This window comes from Streptomyces sp. NPDC002742, from assembly GCF_042888885.1.
GTDB lineage: Bacteria > Actinomycetota > Actinomycetes > Streptomycetales > Streptomycetaceae > Streptomyces.
The window spans coordinates 226,432-240,140 of record NZ_JBIAQF010000013.1 but is presented as its reverse complement, the minus strand read 5'-3'; the positions used below and the strand labels follow the sequence as shown (position 1 = coordinate 240,140).

Genomic DNA, 13,709 nt, shown 5'->3' with positions numbered 1-13,709 from the left:
ACATTGGGGGCGGGTTTGTGTTCAGCGGCGTTGCGCGGTTGACCGATCGCGGTGGGTCCGGGCGGCGAGCCGGCCCTGGACGAAGGGATCCGTGGCAGGGTCGTACGCCCCGGCATGGTCGGCCAGGGTGTCCGTGATCCGCTCCCACTCCTCCACCTCCGTCCGCGCGTCGGGCGTCTGCCGGCCGGTGGGTGAAGGGTCCTCGGCGGCCTTCCGGGCGTCGTCGAGGGCCGCCTTCGCCTCGTGATGGTTCATCCCGGTGGCGGCGCGGCACACCCGCTCCCACGCGGCGTGCTCCCGCTCGGACGGTTCGGTCTCGGGACTCAATGCTCCACCTCGATCGTGTGACGGGACCGCTTGCCTCATCGGACCCGGGTGCCCACGGAGGGCTCGACGACACGTGTGCGCGCGGCGGCTGTGTGAGCGGCATCCGCGCGTCGGCGGGTGGGAGCGACGGAGGGCGCCGTCACCAGGGCAGGAACGCGTGGATGTCCTTCACCAGGGCAGGAACGCGTGGATGTCCTTGCCGTCCGGTCGCACGATCACGCTCACCTGGTCGCAGAGCGCGTGGATGAGGTGCCAGCCGATGCCGCCCCCGCCCTGGGAGGGGCGGAAGCGGCGTGGCGCGGGCCGGGTGGTGCTGGTGTCGCGAAGGGTCACGTGCACTCCGTCGAAGGTGGCACGCATCCGCAGCTCGAAGGGGCCGGGCGCGTACTGGACCGTGTTCGCGGCCAGTTCGGTGACCACCAGAAGGATGTCGTCCCAGTGCTCGGCCGCCGAGGGCGGCGACGTTCGCGCGAGGGCGTGCAGATAATCGTCCGCGGCCAGCCGTGCGTCGGTCACGTCGCGCAGCTGCCCGCCGAAAGCGCTGGTGAGGCCCCCGACGTCGTCGTACGACGACTTCTTGTTCCGGCTCGGATCGATTTCCATCGTGCCCTTCGTTCGGATCTCGTGGGCGGAATGTCGAACGCCGTGTCGTGACCCGGTCACCTCGGATCCGTGCCCGGGCCCATGGCGGGGGCCCGGTCCGCCCGCAGAGCCTCCTACGCCGGGGTGTCCTGGGAGCGGGAGCGGCTACGGGAGCGGCGACGCGCCAGAGCTCGTCGCTCCGCCTCACTGGTACCGCCCCAGACACCGACGCCCTGGCCCGTGTCCAGTGCCCAGCGCAGGCACTCGTCACGGACCGGACAGCCCGCGCAGACGGCCTTCGCCTCCTGGATCTGCAGCAAGGCGGGGCCCGTGTTGCCTATGGGGAAGAACAGATCGGGGTCGACGCTGCGGCACGTCGCGGAATCACGCCAGTTGTCCATACGAGCCTCCTGTGATCGAAGTCGACGTTCGTCGGGGTTCGGTTCCCCTCGGGTCACCCTTGATCGCCCGGATGAAACGGGCGAAGCATGCAAAGATCTCGTGGACGCCGGATCGGTCGCACGGGGCGAGCACGCCGTGTGGCGGGAAACGCCTCCGGCCGATGCGCCGGTGTCACCCGATCGGCTCGGTGCAGGCACCGGGGTGGCAAGATGGAATCCCAGGTGAAGGCCGGTTGGGTTTCGACGAATGAGCGGGTGGCCCATGGCGCAGGAGTCCGACGAGGTCTGGGAGAGGTTCGCCGTCGCCTTGGCGGACATGGCACGGGACCTGCTGGCCCAGGACTCGGTGCAGGCCACCTTGGACCGCATCGTGGAGCACGCGACGGTACTGATCAACGGGTGCGACGAGAGCGGCATTCTCACGGTCCGCCGGGGAGAGGTCAGCGCGCTGGCCGCCACCAGCGATGTCGTGCGCATGGCGGACCGGATCCAGCAGGACCTGCGGGAGGGGCCGTGCTTCGACGCGGTGACCGAGCGGCAGCAGCTCTACGCCATCGAGGACCTGCGCCGGCCGCACGAGAAGTGGTCCCGCTTCGCCCCCGAACTCAGGAAGCTGGGCATGGGCAGCATGATGGGCTTCCTGCTGTTCACCGACGACGACGAACTCGGCGCCCTCAACGTGTACTCGCACCGTCCGGGCATGTTCGACGAAACGGCTCAGCGGGCCGGCTGGATCCTGGCCTCGCACGCCGCCGTCGCGCTTTCCTCGGCCCGTACGCACCAGCAGCTCGGCCAGGCTCTGGAGACCCGTCACGAGATCGGTGAGGCGATGGGCATTCTCATGGAGCGCCACGGTCTCAGCGAGGAGGACGCCTTCGGCGTGCTGAAGAAGGCCTCCCAGGACCACAACATCAAACTGCGGGAGATCGCCCGCAAGGTCTGCGAGACCGGCGAGCGCCCCACCTGACCCGCCACGCCCACGAGTGACCCCGCCGCCCACGGGTGAGCCCGGCACGCTCACGAGGTCCGCGGGACCAAGGGGGTGTGCTCGGGGCGAGGCCGCGGCGCACGGGCGTACGGAGTGGGGGCGCGCGGCCGTACGAAGTGATGGGGTGGTGGCCTCATCCGGAACCCGCCCGATACCGGGGCCACCACCCCTCCCGCTCGACCGCGTCGGTCCCGGGGTCGCCCGGCCCCTTCGTCCGCCACGGGAGCGATGCCGCGAGGACGCCCGAGGGGCACTCACGACGCCGACTCTCGTGCCCCCGATCCGCCGCGACAGTCCCCCGGTCCCGGCGAAATTCGGCCCTGAGCCCTCGTCGGGCGGGAGGACCGGCGGCCGCCTGGCGGTGCGGCGGCCGACGGCCCCTGTGACCGGCGTGTGAAGGTCGGCGGACCCGTGACATGGGCTCCGGTGGTCCGGGAACAAGGGCGGACAGCCCGCCCGGTGCTCCCGACGGACACGGAGTGGCGCCGCCGTACGGCGTACGGGTGGGAAGCGCGGCAAGGGAGGTTAAGGGATGACCACCGTCGAACCGCCCTGCGACTTCGGTCCCGTCCCCGGTGCGAGGCTGGAGCGAGATCCGCAGGCGGCCGTGCACGCCCGGCGGATGGTCCGGGCGTTTCTGGGCGGCCTGCCCCGCCCCGTGCCGCGTGAGGCGGCCGAGGCCGTCACCCTCGTGGTCTCGGAGCTGGTGACGAACGTGGTGCGCCACGCCCGCGGTCGGCTGTGCAGCCTGGATCTGCGGGATGTGGGCCACGGGGTGGGCATCTCCGTATCGGACGACGATCCCGAGCCGCCACGCCCGCGGCGGCTCGACCTGACCGGGCAGGGTGGATTCGGCTGGCCGCTGGTGCGCCGGCTGAGCTCCGAACTGACCGTGCTGTCCCGCCCGGACGGCAAGACGGTCCGCGCCGTCGTGAGCTTCTGACGGTTCCTGGGGAACGAGCGGGATGCGCGATCCGGCCGCGACCGCCGGCCGTGACGGAGCGGGCCCGCCCGTGATGGAGTCGGCTCGCCCGTGATGGAGTCGGCCGCCCGCGAAGGGGTCAGCTGTCGGCGCGGTGCGGCCCGCCGATGTGGCAGAGCAGCAGACACACGTCGTCGTCCCGCTGCGAGTCGCGGAGCATCGGCTCCAGGATCCGGTCGGCCGCGCCCTCCAGATCGTGGTCCAGATCGGCCGCGCGCTCACCGGACAGTGCCGCGGCCAGCCGCCGGATGCCCGGGTCGATGCCCTCGGCCCGCCGCTCCACCAGACCGTCCGTGTAGAGGGCGAGCGTGGATCCCGGCGGAAGCGGCGTCGTGTGGTCCTGGATCTCCTGGTGCAGCGGGATGCCCAGCATGGCACCGGGTCTGGCGTCCAGGACGCGCACTTCACCGTCCGCGGTGCGCAGCACGGGTGGCGGATGGCCGGCGGCGGCCCAGGTCACGGTGGTCTCGTCCGGGTGGAAGCGGGCGATGACCGCGGTGGCGTACAGATCGGGCTGGAGATGGTGCAGGAACACGTGCAGGCGGGTGAGGAGCCGGCCCGGTGTGCCGCCGTCGACGGCGTACGCCCGCAGGGCGGTGCGCAGTTGGCTCATCATGACGGCCGCGTGCAGTCCGTGGCCGGTGACGTCCCCCATGACCGCGACCAGACCCCCGTCGGGCTGGCGGAACGCGTCGTACCAGTCCCCGCCGATGTTCAGACCGTGGGTGGCGGGGAGGTAGCGCGCCGCCAGGCTGAGCCCGGGTGTCGTGGGGAGATCCGTGAGCAGGGCGCGTTGCAGGGTCTCGGCGATGTCCCGGTTGTGCTCGAAGCGCTGGGCGTGGTCGATCGCGATGCCGGCCCTGCGGGCGAGCTCCACGAGCATCACGGCGTCGTCCGCGCTCCACGGTTCCCGCGGCGGCGTCAGCGTCACCACACCGAGGGGCGTGTGCCGGCTCGGCAGCGGGACGCACAGCAGCGGCTGCTCCGGGTTCAGCGCGGAGGGAGGCTGGTCGTCGACGCCGGGGAGACCGCTCGGGTGGTCGGCGGCGTACTGCGGGCGGCCGGTGCGGGCGGCGGTGACGGCGGCGGCCGGGTGGGCGGCGCGCCCGCGGGCCCTGGAGTCGTCGGCGAAGAGCCATACGTCGACGTTCCGGGCGTAGTCCGGCACGAGCAGCCGCGGCAGACGGCTGAGGATCTCCTCGTGGTTGAGCGAGGCGGTGAGGGCGGCGCTGGCGTCGGCGAGGAAGGTCAGTCTTCGCCGGGCGCTCTCGGCTTCGGTACGGGCCTTGCGTTCGGCGCCGAACAGTTCGCGCTGGACCCGGTCGGCCGCGTCGAGTTCCGCGTGCAGCGCGAGCACCCCCTGGTTGGTCTGGTGCAGCTCCTCCCGGTGGAAGGCGACCAGTCGCTCCTGTTCGGTGAGCCGGTCGAGCACCCGGGAGGTGTCCTCGTCGGCGCTGAGCAGGGCGTCGGCGAAGGCCGTACGGTCCCGCGGCACCCGGGCCGGACCCGCGCCGTTGCCGTGGCCCGGTTCCGGAACGCCGACGCTCGCCAGCCAACTCGGTCTGCTTCCCGCCTCGTTCGGACAGGCCCCGTTCGGTCCCGCCTCGTCGGCCCCCGCGTCGAGGGTGACCGTGAGCCGGCCGGCGTCCCCCGCTGCCGAGGGCACGGTCGTGCGCAGGGTCAGCCGCCAGTGGCCGCCCTTGACCAGGCACTGCCGCAGCTGTGCGCTCAGCGCGGTGACCAGACGGGTGCGCTCCAGGGTCGAGACGCCGTGCTCCGCGGCGAGCCGGGCGGCGGCGATGCGGGCGCGGGCGGCGTCGTCGACGCTGGTGATCTGCCAGGTATGGGTCATGATCGGTGATCCTGCGGGGTGGGGGTCAGCACGGCCACGGTGGTGTCGTCCCGCACCGGACGGGCGGCACTGCTGGAATCGCGCACGATCACGGCGGCGGTGACCGCGGGGTCCCAGGAGGTCGTCGGGGCGAGGGGCGGCGGAGCCCAGCGGCTGGGCAGTCCGTCGCTGTGGAGCACGAGCAGGCTGTCCGGGGTCCAGGGCAGCCTGCACTGCGGCAGCCGCGCCGGGCGGTGGGCGCCGACGATCCCGGGGTGGGACAGCAGCGGACGCCAGCTGTCGCCCGAACGCAGCCGGGCTCCGATGTTGCCGATTCCGGCGAAGTCGAGGTACCCGGTCGCGAGGTCGAGCCGGGCCACCGCGACAGCGGCTCCCCGGGTGTCGCGCAGTGCCGTGTGCAGCGTTCCGAGCAGTTCCGCCGGCGGCAGATGCGCGAAGTGGTGCAACTGCTCCACGGCCGTGCCGGAAGCCTTCGCGGCGGCCGGGCCGTGGCCGAGGCCGTCCGCCAGCAGCAGCGTGATCCGGTCGCCGGAACGGACACAGGCCCAGGCGTCGCCCGAGTACTCGGCGGCCGCGAGCGGGATGTTGATGCCTCCCGCACGCACCGGCGCTGCCGGCCCGGGGAAGCGGCGTCCGGCCCGGTCCCCGCGGGCCGCGTGGACCCGGGCCAGGGCGACGGTGCCCCGGCCCGGCTCGGTGTGCACCTCGAAATGGTCGGCGATACGGCGGCAGGTGCCGAGTCCCGCGCCGAGCGAGGCGGCCGTCGAGAACCCGTCGCGCAGCGCGGTCGCGAGGTCGGCTATTCCGGGCCCGTGGTCGATCGCCGCTATCTGGAGGGCGGGGCCGCGTCCGGTGCCGGGCTCCGCGAGGTCCGCGTCCACGGTGTCGATCAGTATCTGTCCGCCGCCCCCGTGCTTGAGCAGGTTCGTGGCCAGCTCGGTGGCGACGAGCGCGGCGACGGCCGTACGGTCGCGGTTCAGTCCGGTGTGGTCCGCGGCGGCCTCCGCCGCCACCCGGACGTCCCGGACGCGGGTGGAGTCGTGGACGGGAACGTCCCAGACGCGCGTCATCGGCTCTCCTCACGAGGGCGCGGGGCACCGGCGGTCCAGCAGATCACGGTCACGGCCGTGCCCTCGCCGGGACGGCTGTCGATGGAGAACTCGTGCACCAGGCGCCGGGCTCCGCCCAGCCCGAGGCCCAGACCGCCGCCCGAGGTGTAGCCGTCGCCGAGGGCCCGCTCGATGTCGGGGATGCCGGGGCCCCGGTCGGAGAAGGTCAGGCGCAGCCCCCGCGCGGCCCCCGTCTCCAGGACGGTGGACTCGACCTGGCCTCCTCCGCCGTGCACCAGGGTGTTGCGGGCGAGTTCACTGGCCGCGGTCACCAGCTTGGTCTGGTCCACGAGTCCGAAACCGAGTTCGGCGGCCGCCTGGCGCACATGCTGGCGCACCCACGCGAGATCCATGTCGCTGCGGATCGGCAGGCAGGCGGTGACACGGCCGGAGGTGTCCGTCACGGGCTCTCCTGCCGTGCTGGGCTGTGGTGAAGGGGGGTCGACGCCGGGGAGAGCAGGCGCATGGCCTCCTCGGCGTTGAGCGCGGTGCGCAACCCGGGCAGGGTGAGGCCCAGTTCGACCAGGGTGATGGCGACGGCGGGGCGCATGCCCGCGACCACGGTCTGCGCGGCGAGCAGCTTCGCGTGCGCCGCGACCTCGGCGAACACGCGCCCCAGGAACGAGTCGACGATCTCCACCCCGGAGATGTCGATGACCACACCGGTGACGGAACTGGCCGCGATGGCCTCGCCGATGTTCCGCTGCAGCTGTTCGGCCGCTTCGTCGTACAGGTCGCCGTGCAGCGTGACCAGGAGGACGGTGCCGAGCTTGAGCACGGGCACCTGGGTGCCCGAGGAGCCGGCGATCGGGGCGCTCACAGCGCGCTCGGACCGGAACGGTCCTGGTCGACGATCGTGATGCCCTGCCGGTGCAGGGCGTAGGCGAGGGCGTCGGCGAGGCTGGCACGTGTGACCACCGATCCGAGGTCGATGCCGAGGTGGACGATGGTCTGCGCGATGGCGGGCCGGATGCCCGAGACGACGCACTCCGCTCCCATCAGACGGGCGGCGGCAACGGTCTTCATCAGGTGCTGGGCCACCAGGGAGTCGACGGTCGGCACCCCGGTGATGTCCAGGATGGCGAACCGGGCCTGCTGGGCGACGACGGCGTCGAGCAGACTCTCCATCACCACCTGGCTGCGGGCACTGTCCAGCGTGCCGATCAGCGGGACGGCGACCACACCGGTCCACAGCTTGATCACCGGCGTGGCCACCTCCAGCAACTGCAGGCGCTGCCGGTCGATGAGTTCCTGCCCCGCGCTGAGCGCCGTCTCCAGCACGACCAGGCGCAGCGTTCCCAGCAGCGCGGTGAGCGTGACCGCGCACGCCTCGGCGAGCGCGCGGGGGCTGTCGGTGAGATCGGCGCTCAGCAGCTCGGAGGCCGCGGGCCGCAGCGCCGCCACCTCGTCGGCGATCCGGGCGGAGGTGGCACCCGTGCGCGCGCGGGAGGCCGCCATGCGCCCCAGCTGGTCGCGCACGGTGGCGAACCCGGCGGCCCCGAGATCCTCGACCCGGCCCGCGGCCGCGACCGCGGCCAGCGCCTCCACGACGGCCCGGCCCGCCTCCACCGCCTCGTCCCGGGAGACGGTGAAGACGGTGCGGAACAGCGCCTCGTCGGCCCAGCGCTGGGCGATCTGCTCGCGGCGCCGACGCAGGAAGTCACCGACCTCCTGGGCCGACGACTCCTGCTGTACCGCTGCCTGGTGGTCCGCCACGTGTTCTTCTCCTAGGTCCGTGCGCCGTGCCGACATCAGGGATCCGCCGTCCGGCGCGATCACTTGTCGTACGACAACTGTAGTCATGGTCCGAGCTGGTACGACGCCCGCTCGTGTCACGGGGGACGCGGCGCGGTACCGGCCCGGCCGCCGGGGTCCGCGCGCCACCCGGGGCCGTCGGGTGAACTAGCGCGCGGCCTGCGGCCCGTGCCAGTCGAGACACACCACGAGGGCGTCGTCCTCCGGCCCCGGCCCGCCCCGGTGACCGGTGAGCTCCCTGAGCACGGCGCGGGGTACCTCCGTCGCGGGCAGCAGCCGGGTGGAGGTGATCGCCCTGTTCAGGGCCCTCTCTCCGTACGCCTCCCCGCCGGGCCCGGCGACGGCGTGGACGCCGTCGCTGACGAAGAGAAGCCGGTCGCCGGGCTTCGCGTGGAACTCCTGCGCGAAGTAGTCCGTCTCCTCGAACATGCCGAGGGGCAACTGGGCCTCGAAGTCGACGCGTTCGACCGTCCGCCCGCGCAGCCGCAGCATCCGGGGCGACCCCGCGTCGATGACCCGCATCCGCCCCGTGGACAGTTCGAAGTCGAGCATGAGCACGGACAGGTGGGAGTCACCGCGGTAGTGGGCGTGGATCGCCTGGTCCGCGAGCGCCGCCTGGTCCTCGAGGGAGACGCCGGCACGGCGCGCGTTGCGCAGGGCGTTGATGCCCAGGCCGGTCAGCAGCGAGGCCTCGATACCCTCGCCCATCCCGTTGGTGACGTACAGCAGCAGCCGGTCGGCGTCGGCCGACCAGTCGAAATTGTCGCCGAAGATCGCGTAGGCGGGCTCCAGTTGGGCACCGAGTTCGTACTCGGGCCGGGCACAGGAGCGGCCGGGCAGCAGCTGCCACTGCATCTCCGCGGCCAGCGTCAGCCGGTCGCTGCGGCGCGCCCGGAGGTACAGATCGGTGTCGCGCTCGGCCACGAGCACCTCGTGGCCGAGGATCTCCGCGATGTCGGCGAGCTCGGTGAGCGTCTCGTGGTCGCACGCCGTGGAGGGCAGGGCGACGGACAGGACACCGAGCCGGTCGCCGCGCACCGTCACCGGGAGGTGTGCTCGTACGTCCGCGCCCCCGCGTTCCTCGACGAAGGGCTCCTGGGCCCCGAAAGCCCGGCCCGCGGGGCTGCTGTGGACCAGAAGGGGCTCCAGGGCGTGCGGAAGGTCCGACACGGGCTGGAGCACGGTCAGCCCGTAGTCGGCCATGAGGAGTTCGACGGACTCGGCCGCGTAGTGACCGCGCAGCGCGTCACGGACCGCGTCCGGCAACTGATGGGGGGCCGCGGTGCGCAAGGCCCGCTCCGCGGCCAGGAATCTGTTCACGATGTCGGATACGCCATTCTTCGACTAGTACGATGCCGGGTCCACGCCGGCCGGGTCCGTGCTCCGGGGAGCCGGTCCCTGACACGTGGGCGCCGGTATCGATCGTTCGTTCCTGCCGTCGCGCCGACAGGCTGACAGTGCCCCGGAAGACTGGGAGAGTTAGACGGTGACTTCCTCCGGCCCGCGTCCGCAGCCCGGTGAGGTGGCTCGCGTGACCGCCGAGGCGGCCGAGCTGCTGGAGATCCTCTGGGGGCGTGCCTCGACGGCTCCCGTCTCCCCGTCCCAGCTGCGGGTGCTGTTCGTCCTGGAACACGACGAGGGCATCAACCTGAGGACGCTGGCCGACGCGCTCGGCTCGACGCCTCCCTCGACCAGCAGGCTCTGCGACCGGCTGCAGGCCGTGGGGTTCATCGAGCGGACACCGAGTGCCATCAGCCGCCGCGAGCTGCGGCTGTTCCTGAGCGCCCGGGGCCGTACCTTCCTCACGGAACTGCGCGCACGTCGCGAGCACGCGGTGGAAACGGTCCTCGCGCAGATGCCGCCCGGCGACCGGACGGCACTCGTCGAGGGGCTGGCGGCCTTCTGCGCCGTCGCGGCGGCGCAGGTTCGCGAGGGCGCCACGACGGACGCCCGCTCGGCCTGACCCGGGCCTCGGCCCGGCTCGGGAACCGGCCGCCGACGGTCCGCGCGCCGCGGTCGCCGCGCGGGGGCGGCCCGCCTCACCCGCCGCGCCATCTCAGGCCCTCTCGCCGATGTGGGCGAGCGCGGCGTCGACGTCGTCGAGCGAGGTGATCGTGCGACTGACGCCGGTGAGATCCAGAATCCGCCGGACCACGGGCGCCGGCGACACCAGGCACACGCTTCCTCCGGCGCGTCCGGTCGCGTCCTGCGCCTTGAGGAGGGCGTTCAGGCCGGAGGAGTCCATGAAGGGGACCGCGGACAGGTCGAGCAGCAGATGCCGCCGGCCGCCGCGTATCTGGTCGGCGAGTCGGTCGCGCAGTTCGGGGGCCGTCTCGACGTCCAGTTCCCCCGCGACGGTGACCAGGGCGATGCCCTCACCGTACAAGGTCACGTCAATGGACACAGGAGCTGGTTCGGCCGGCACGGTTACCTCCAAGGGGGTCCTGACCCGTCGGGTTCGAATCCGGCGCTGGGCACGCCGGTGAGCAGCTCATCGGTTACCCACCGAATCGAGGCGCACACCTCGGGTTCCGTCCCCCGCCCGCGACGGCGGCCCGGCCGGTGCATCGGAGTGCCGGGGGCCGCCAACGAGCTCTGCCGGCCGGGAGCTCGATCTCGACGCCGGTCGACCAGCCTGTCCGGGGCGGCTGTCCGAACCGGGAGACGGATCCGGCCGGCCGGCGCGCCGCACGTCTGCTGTCCACACCCGAGGCCGACGCCCGGCCGCTCGACCGGCGGCAGCGGCGCACGGTGCTCGTACGGAGCCAGGTGTCCGTCTCGACGACGCCGACCGCGCTGCCCCGAAGGCCGTCCCGGCTGCTCGACCTGCGTCCCTGGGCGACGGATGCCCGCGTCGGGATGAGTAGACTCCGGCCGACGTCGAACCTGGCCGAATCGGCCGTGGGGTTCTCCAAGGGGGGCACATGGTCTGGTCACGACTGCGTCGCGGGCGGGCGACGCCCAGACTTCCGCTGCCCGGCGTATGCGGGCATCGGCGGCACACCCTGCGCACGGAGCGTCTCCTGCTCTACACGCCGGAGACCACGCAGGACCTGGTGGCCGCCATGGCCGCGGCCTCGGACCCTGAAGCCCAGCGATGGCTGGGGTGGGACGAAGGCGTCGTGGGCGAGCAGGTCCGCGAGGCCATGCTCCAGTTGCATCCCGGTGACCCCGACTCCCGTCTTGCGTCCCCGGTGGCCCGGCGTCTGCTGGCCGGTGCCTTCGAACCTCGTCCGGACCAGGGGGAGATGCTGGTCGCCGTGCGCGTGGACGACGGCAGATACGCCGGGGCCGTGGGTGTGGATGCCGGTACCTCGCAGATCGGCGGATGGCTGGCCCCCCACGCGCGTGGCCACGGGCTCGGAGCGGAGCTGTTCGGAGCCGCCGCGCTCCTCGGCCATGCCCACCTGGGGCTTCGGACGGTGCGGGCAGGACACGAGCCGATGAACATGGCGAGCGCGCGGGCGCTGACGAAGGCCGGCTTCGTCGCGGACGACGGGCCGCCGCGTCACACCCTGCCGAACGGCCGTGAGATCGAAGCCCGCCGGCTGCGGCATACGGCCACGGGGCCGGTCTCCCGCTGCCGCGGCGCCGGGCCGGCAGTACCGGGCGCGCATTCACAGGGTTCGCCCGCCGAGGGGCATTAGGAAGCGACGCGCTTCAGGCCGTCGGTCCGGTCAACCCGCCGAGCCACCAAGCCGACGTCCCGCGCGGCCTGCTGCTCGGCACACCCGCGCACCTGGTCCTCGATCCCGGCGTCCCGCTGGTGGCCGCGGCGCTCGGCAGCCTGTCCGCCGCCTCGCCGCCCGGCCGGCCGAGCAGGTGACCCGCGGGCCCGGCCGGGCCCGTTGATCGATTGGTGAGGCCGTGAAGTCGGGCTTAACGTCGATGGAGTGAACATCCACGTTCACCGCCGACCCGAGATGCAGGGCCATCCCCCATGACGGCCGATCACGTGACATCCTCCGAGTCTGCCGACTCCCCGCAGCGGGGACGGGGCAGCGGTATAGCGCTCCTCGTCATCGCCTCGTGTCAGCTGATGGTGGTCCTCGACATCACCATCGTGAACATCGCGCTGCCGCACATCCAGACCGCGCTCGGCTTCTCGACCGAGAACCTCTCCTGGGTGATCAACGCCTACACGCTGACCTTCGGTGGTCTGCTGCTGCTCGGCGGACGCTCCGGAGACATCCTCGGCAGACGCCGGGTCTTCATGTTCGGCGTGCTGCTCTTCGCCTTCGCGTCACTGCTCGGCGGACTCTCCCAGGAATCCTGGCAGTTGCTCGCCGCCCGCTCGCTGCAGGGCGTCGGCGGGGCCATCGCCTCGCCCACCGCGCTGGCGCTGATCACCACCACCTTCCGTGAAGGGCCCGAGCGCAACAGGGCGTTCGGCGTGTTCGCGGCCGTCTCGGCGGGCGGCAGCGCGATCGGGCTGCTCGCGGGCGGGATCCTCGTCGAGTGGCTCGACTGGCGCTGGGTCTTCTTCGTGAACATCCCCATCGGCCTGCTGATCGTGCTCGCGACCCCCCGCTACATCAAGGAGTCCGAGCGTCACCCGGGCCACTTCGACTTCCTGGGCGCGCTCACCTCCACGCTGGGCATGGTGCTGCTCGTCTACGGCTTCATCCGAGCCTCGGAGAAGGGCTGGAGCAACCCCGTCACCCTCGCGGCCTTCGGGGCGGCCGTGGTGTTCCTGATCGCCTTCATCGCCGTCGAACGCCGGTCGAGACAGCCCATCACACCGCTGTGGATGTTCCGCGACCGCAATCGCTCGGGCGTCTACGCGATGATGCTGAGCCTCTCCGCCGCGATCTTCGGGATGTTCTTCTTCCTGACCCTCTTCGTGCAGAACATCCTGGGCTTCAGCCCGCTCAAGGCCGGCTTCGCCTTCCTGCCGATCAGCGCGATCATCGCGGTCGGCGCGGGAGTCGCCTCGAATCTGCTGCCCAGGTGGGGGCCGAAACCCTTCATGGCCGTGGGCGCGGTCCTGTGCGCCCTCGGCCTCGGCTGGCTGACGCTGACGGACGTCGACAGCACGTATCTCGGCAGCATCCTGGGACCCACCCTGGTCTTCGGCTTCGGCATGGGCCTGCAGTTCGTGTCGCTGACGCTGATGGCCGTGTCCGGAGTCCAGCCCAAGGAGACGGGTGCCGCCTCCGGCATCCTCAACGCCACCCAGCAGGTCGGCGGTTCCCTCGGTCTCTCCGTGCTGGTGACGGTCTTCGGCACGGCGAGCCGCAACGAGGCCACGAGCCAGGTCGCGAACTTCCTGTCGACGGCGACCCCGGCGCAACGGCTGCAGTTCCGCAGGACGGGACAGCTGCCGGCGCCCTGGAGCGAACAGGTGCTGACGTCCGGTGTCTCGGGGGCGTTCGTCGCGGCCGCCGTCTTCGCCGTCTTCGCCGCGCTGGTCGCCCTGTTCGTCATCCAGGTGCGCCCCTCCGACCTGGAGCGGCTCCAGGGGGGCGCCGCCTCCCTCACACCCGCGGACGGGTCCGGCGACGCGGCGGGCGCGTCGGCGCGCGGGGCCGATGGGGGCCCCGGACGCTCGTGAGCGACCGGCCGTCCGCGGTCCGGGCCGGACCCGTCCGGTCCTGAACCCGGCGTCCCGGCCGCACCCGGGCCGCACCGTGCGGCTTGGCTGCTCCGGCGTCTGTCGCACGGAGTCGAGCCCGGTGGCCCGCCCGGCGTTCGCCCGACGCGCTGGTACCCG

The 13,709-nt window shown here is 72.5% G+C and carries 15 protein-coding genes; 5 read left to right on the top strand and 10 right to left on the bottom strand.

Going from position 1 to position 13,709, the window contains the following annotated elements:
- Positions 1 to 21: 21 nt before the first annotated feature.
- From ACFYW8_RS24700 to ACFYW8_RS24690, 3 genes are all read right to left on the bottom strand, one after another.
- Complete coding sequence (locus tag ACFYW8_RS24700) at positions 22 to 327, bottom strand: hypothetical protein (protein ID WP_365881605.1); 306 nt, start codon at positions 325 to 327, stop codon at positions 22 to 24.
- Positions 328 to 495: 168 nt separating this feature from the next.
- Positions 496 to 930, bottom strand: a complete 435-nt coding sequence (locus ACFYW8_RS24695; protein WP_365881603.1) for an ATP-binding protein — start codon at positions 928 to 930, stop codon at positions 496 to 498.
- A gap of 113 nt (positions 931 to 1,043) precedes the next feature.
- Positions 1,044 to 1,310: a WhiB family transcriptional regulator gene (locus tag ACFYW8_RS24690; protein ID WP_365881601.1), complete on the bottom strand. Its 267-nt coding sequence runs from the start codon at positions 1,308 to 1,310 to the stop codon at positions 1,044 to 1,046.
- A gap of 262 nt (positions 1,311 to 1,572) precedes the next feature.
- Here ACFYW8_RS24690 and ACFYW8_RS24685 point away from each other — a divergent pair, with 262 nt between their 5' ends.
- Positions 1,573 to 2,277 carry a GAF and ANTAR domain-containing protein gene (locus ACFYW8_RS24685; RefSeq protein ID WP_365881599.1) on the top strand — a complete coding sequence of 235 codons (705 nt, stop codon included), beginning with the start codon at positions 1,573 to 1,575 and terminating at the stop codon, positions 2,275 to 2,277.
- 553 nt (positions 2,278 to 2,830) lie between these two features.
- Complete coding sequence (locus ACFYW8_RS24680; protein WP_365881597.1) at positions 2,831 to 3,241, top strand: ATP-binding protein; 411 nt, start codon at positions 2,831 to 2,833, stop codon at positions 3,239 to 3,241.
- A gap of 118 nt (positions 3,242 to 3,359) precedes the next feature.
- On the opposite strand, the gene ACFYW8_RS24675 is transcribed toward ACFYW8_RS24680, so the two are convergent.
- From ACFYW8_RS24675 to ACFYW8_RS24650, 6 genes are all read right to left on the bottom strand, one after another.
- The gene (locus ACFYW8_RS24675) at positions 3,360 to 5,132 is read right to left on the bottom strand and encodes a PP2C family protein-serine/threonine phosphatase (protein ID WP_389079956.1); all 1,773 of its coding nucleotides are present in this window, start codon (positions 5,130 to 5,132) and stop codon (positions 3,360 to 3,362) included.
- Positions 5,129 to 6,202 (bottom strand): SpoIIE family protein phosphatase, encoded by a 1,074-nt coding sequence (locus ACFYW8_RS24670; RefSeq protein ID WP_389079952.1) that lies wholly within the window; start codon positions 6,200 to 6,202, stop codon positions 5,129 to 5,131. The genes ACFYW8_RS24675 and ACFYW8_RS24670 overlap by 4 nt, the downstream gene beginning before the upstream one ends.
- Positions 6,199 to 6,594 carry an anti-sigma regulatory factor gene (locus ACFYW8_RS24665; protein WP_365881633.1) on the bottom strand — a complete coding sequence of 132 codons (396 nt, stop codon included), beginning with the start codon at positions 6,592 to 6,594 and terminating at the stop codon, positions 6,199 to 6,201. Before ACFYW8_RS24665 ends, ACFYW8_RS24670 begins: the two co-directional genes overlap by 4 nt.
- A 47-nt stretch (positions 6,595 to 6,641) precedes the next feature.
- A complete protein-coding gene (locus tag ACFYW8_RS24660; protein WP_389079948.1) occupies positions 6,642 to 7,061 on the bottom strand; it encodes an STAS domain-containing protein in 420 nt (139 codons plus the stop codon).
- Positions 7,058 to 7,957 (bottom strand): STAS domain-containing protein, encoded by a 900-nt coding sequence (locus ACFYW8_RS24655; protein ID WP_389079946.1) that lies wholly within the window; start codon positions 7,955 to 7,957, stop codon positions 7,058 to 7,060. Before ACFYW8_RS24655 ends, ACFYW8_RS24660 begins: the two co-directional genes overlap by 4 nt.
- A gap of 186 nt (positions 7,958 to 8,143) precedes the next feature.
- Positions 8,144 to 9,316 (bottom strand): PP2C family protein-serine/threonine phosphatase, encoded by a 1,173-nt coding sequence (locus ACFYW8_RS24650; protein WP_389079943.1) that lies wholly within the window; start codon positions 9,314 to 9,316, stop codon positions 8,144 to 8,146.
- 211 nt (positions 9,317 to 9,527) lie between these two features.
- Here ACFYW8_RS24650 and ACFYW8_RS24645 point away from each other — a divergent pair, with 211 nt between their 5' ends.
- Positions 9,528 to 9,959, top strand: coding sequence for a MarR family winged helix-turn-helix transcriptional regulator (locus ACFYW8_RS24645; protein WP_389079940.1), 432 nt, complete (start codon positions 9,528 to 9,530; stop codon positions 9,957 to 9,959).
- Positions 9,960 to 10,052: 93 nt separating this feature from the next.
- Here ACFYW8_RS24645 and ACFYW8_RS24640 read toward each other — a convergent pair whose 3' ends face one another.
- Positions 10,053 to 10,400: an STAS domain-containing protein gene (locus tag ACFYW8_RS24640; protein ID WP_365881583.1), complete on the bottom strand. Its 348-nt coding sequence runs from the start codon at positions 10,398 to 10,400 to the stop codon at positions 10,053 to 10,055.
- A 520-nt stretch (positions 10,401 to 10,920) separates the two neighbouring features.
- On the opposite strand from ACFYW8_RS24640, the gene ACFYW8_RS24635 reads away from it, so the two are divergent.
- Both ACFYW8_RS24635 and ACFYW8_RS24630 read left to right on the top strand, forming a co-directional pair.
- Positions 10,921 to 11,643 carry a GNAT family N-acetyltransferase gene (locus tag ACFYW8_RS24635; protein ID WP_389079935.1) on the top strand — a complete coding sequence of 241 codons (723 nt, stop codon included), beginning with the start codon at positions 10,921 to 10,923 and terminating at the stop codon, positions 11,641 to 11,643.
- A 293-nt stretch (positions 11,644 to 11,936) separates the two neighbouring features.
- Positions 11,937 to 13,550 carry an MFS transporter gene (locus ACFYW8_RS24630; protein WP_389079932.1) on the top strand — a complete coding sequence of 538 codons (1,614 nt, stop codon included), beginning with the start codon at positions 11,937 to 11,939 and terminating at the stop codon, positions 13,548 to 13,550.
- Positions 13,551 to 13,709: the final 159 nt, after the last annotated feature.

Excerpts from the sequence above, each read along its gene's own strand:
- ACFYW8_RS24695 (WP_365881603.1), bottom strand. The coding sequence starts at position 930 with ATGGAAATCGATCCGAGCCGGAACAAGAAGTCGTCGTACGACGACGTC.
- ACFYW8_RS24690 (WP_365881601.1), bottom strand. The coding sequence starts at position 1,310 with ATGGACAACTGGCGTGATTCCGCGACGTGCCGCAGCGTCGACCCCGAT.
- ACFYW8_RS24685 (WP_365881599.1), top strand. The coding sequence starts at position 1,573 with ATGGCGCAGGAGTCCGACGAGGTCTGGGAGAGGTTCGCCGTCGCCTTG.
- ACFYW8_RS24680 (WP_365881597.1), top strand. The coding sequence starts at position 2,831 with ATGACCACCGTCGAACCGCCCTGCGACTTCGGTCCCGTCCCCGGTGCG.
- ACFYW8_RS24675 (WP_389079956.1), bottom strand. The coding sequence starts at position 5,132 with ATGACCCATACCTGGCAGATCACCAGCGTCGACGACGCCGCCCGCGCC.
- ACFYW8_RS24670 (WP_389079952.1), bottom strand. The coding sequence starts at position 6,202 with ATGACGCGCGTCTGGGACGTTCCCGTCCACGACTCCACCCGCGTCCGG.
- ACFYW8_RS24665 (WP_365881633.1), bottom strand. The coding sequence starts at position 6,594 with ATGGATCTCGCGTGGGTGCGCCAGCATGTGCGCCAGGCGGCCGCCGAA.
- ACFYW8_RS24635 (WP_389079935.1), top strand. The coding sequence starts at position 10,921 with ATGGTCTGGTCACGACTGCGTCGCGGGCGGGCGACGCCCAGACTTCCG.
- ACFYW8_RS24630 (WP_389079932.1), top strand. The coding sequence starts at position 11,937 with ATGACGGCCGATCACGTGACATCCTCCGAGTCTGCCGACTCCCCGCAG.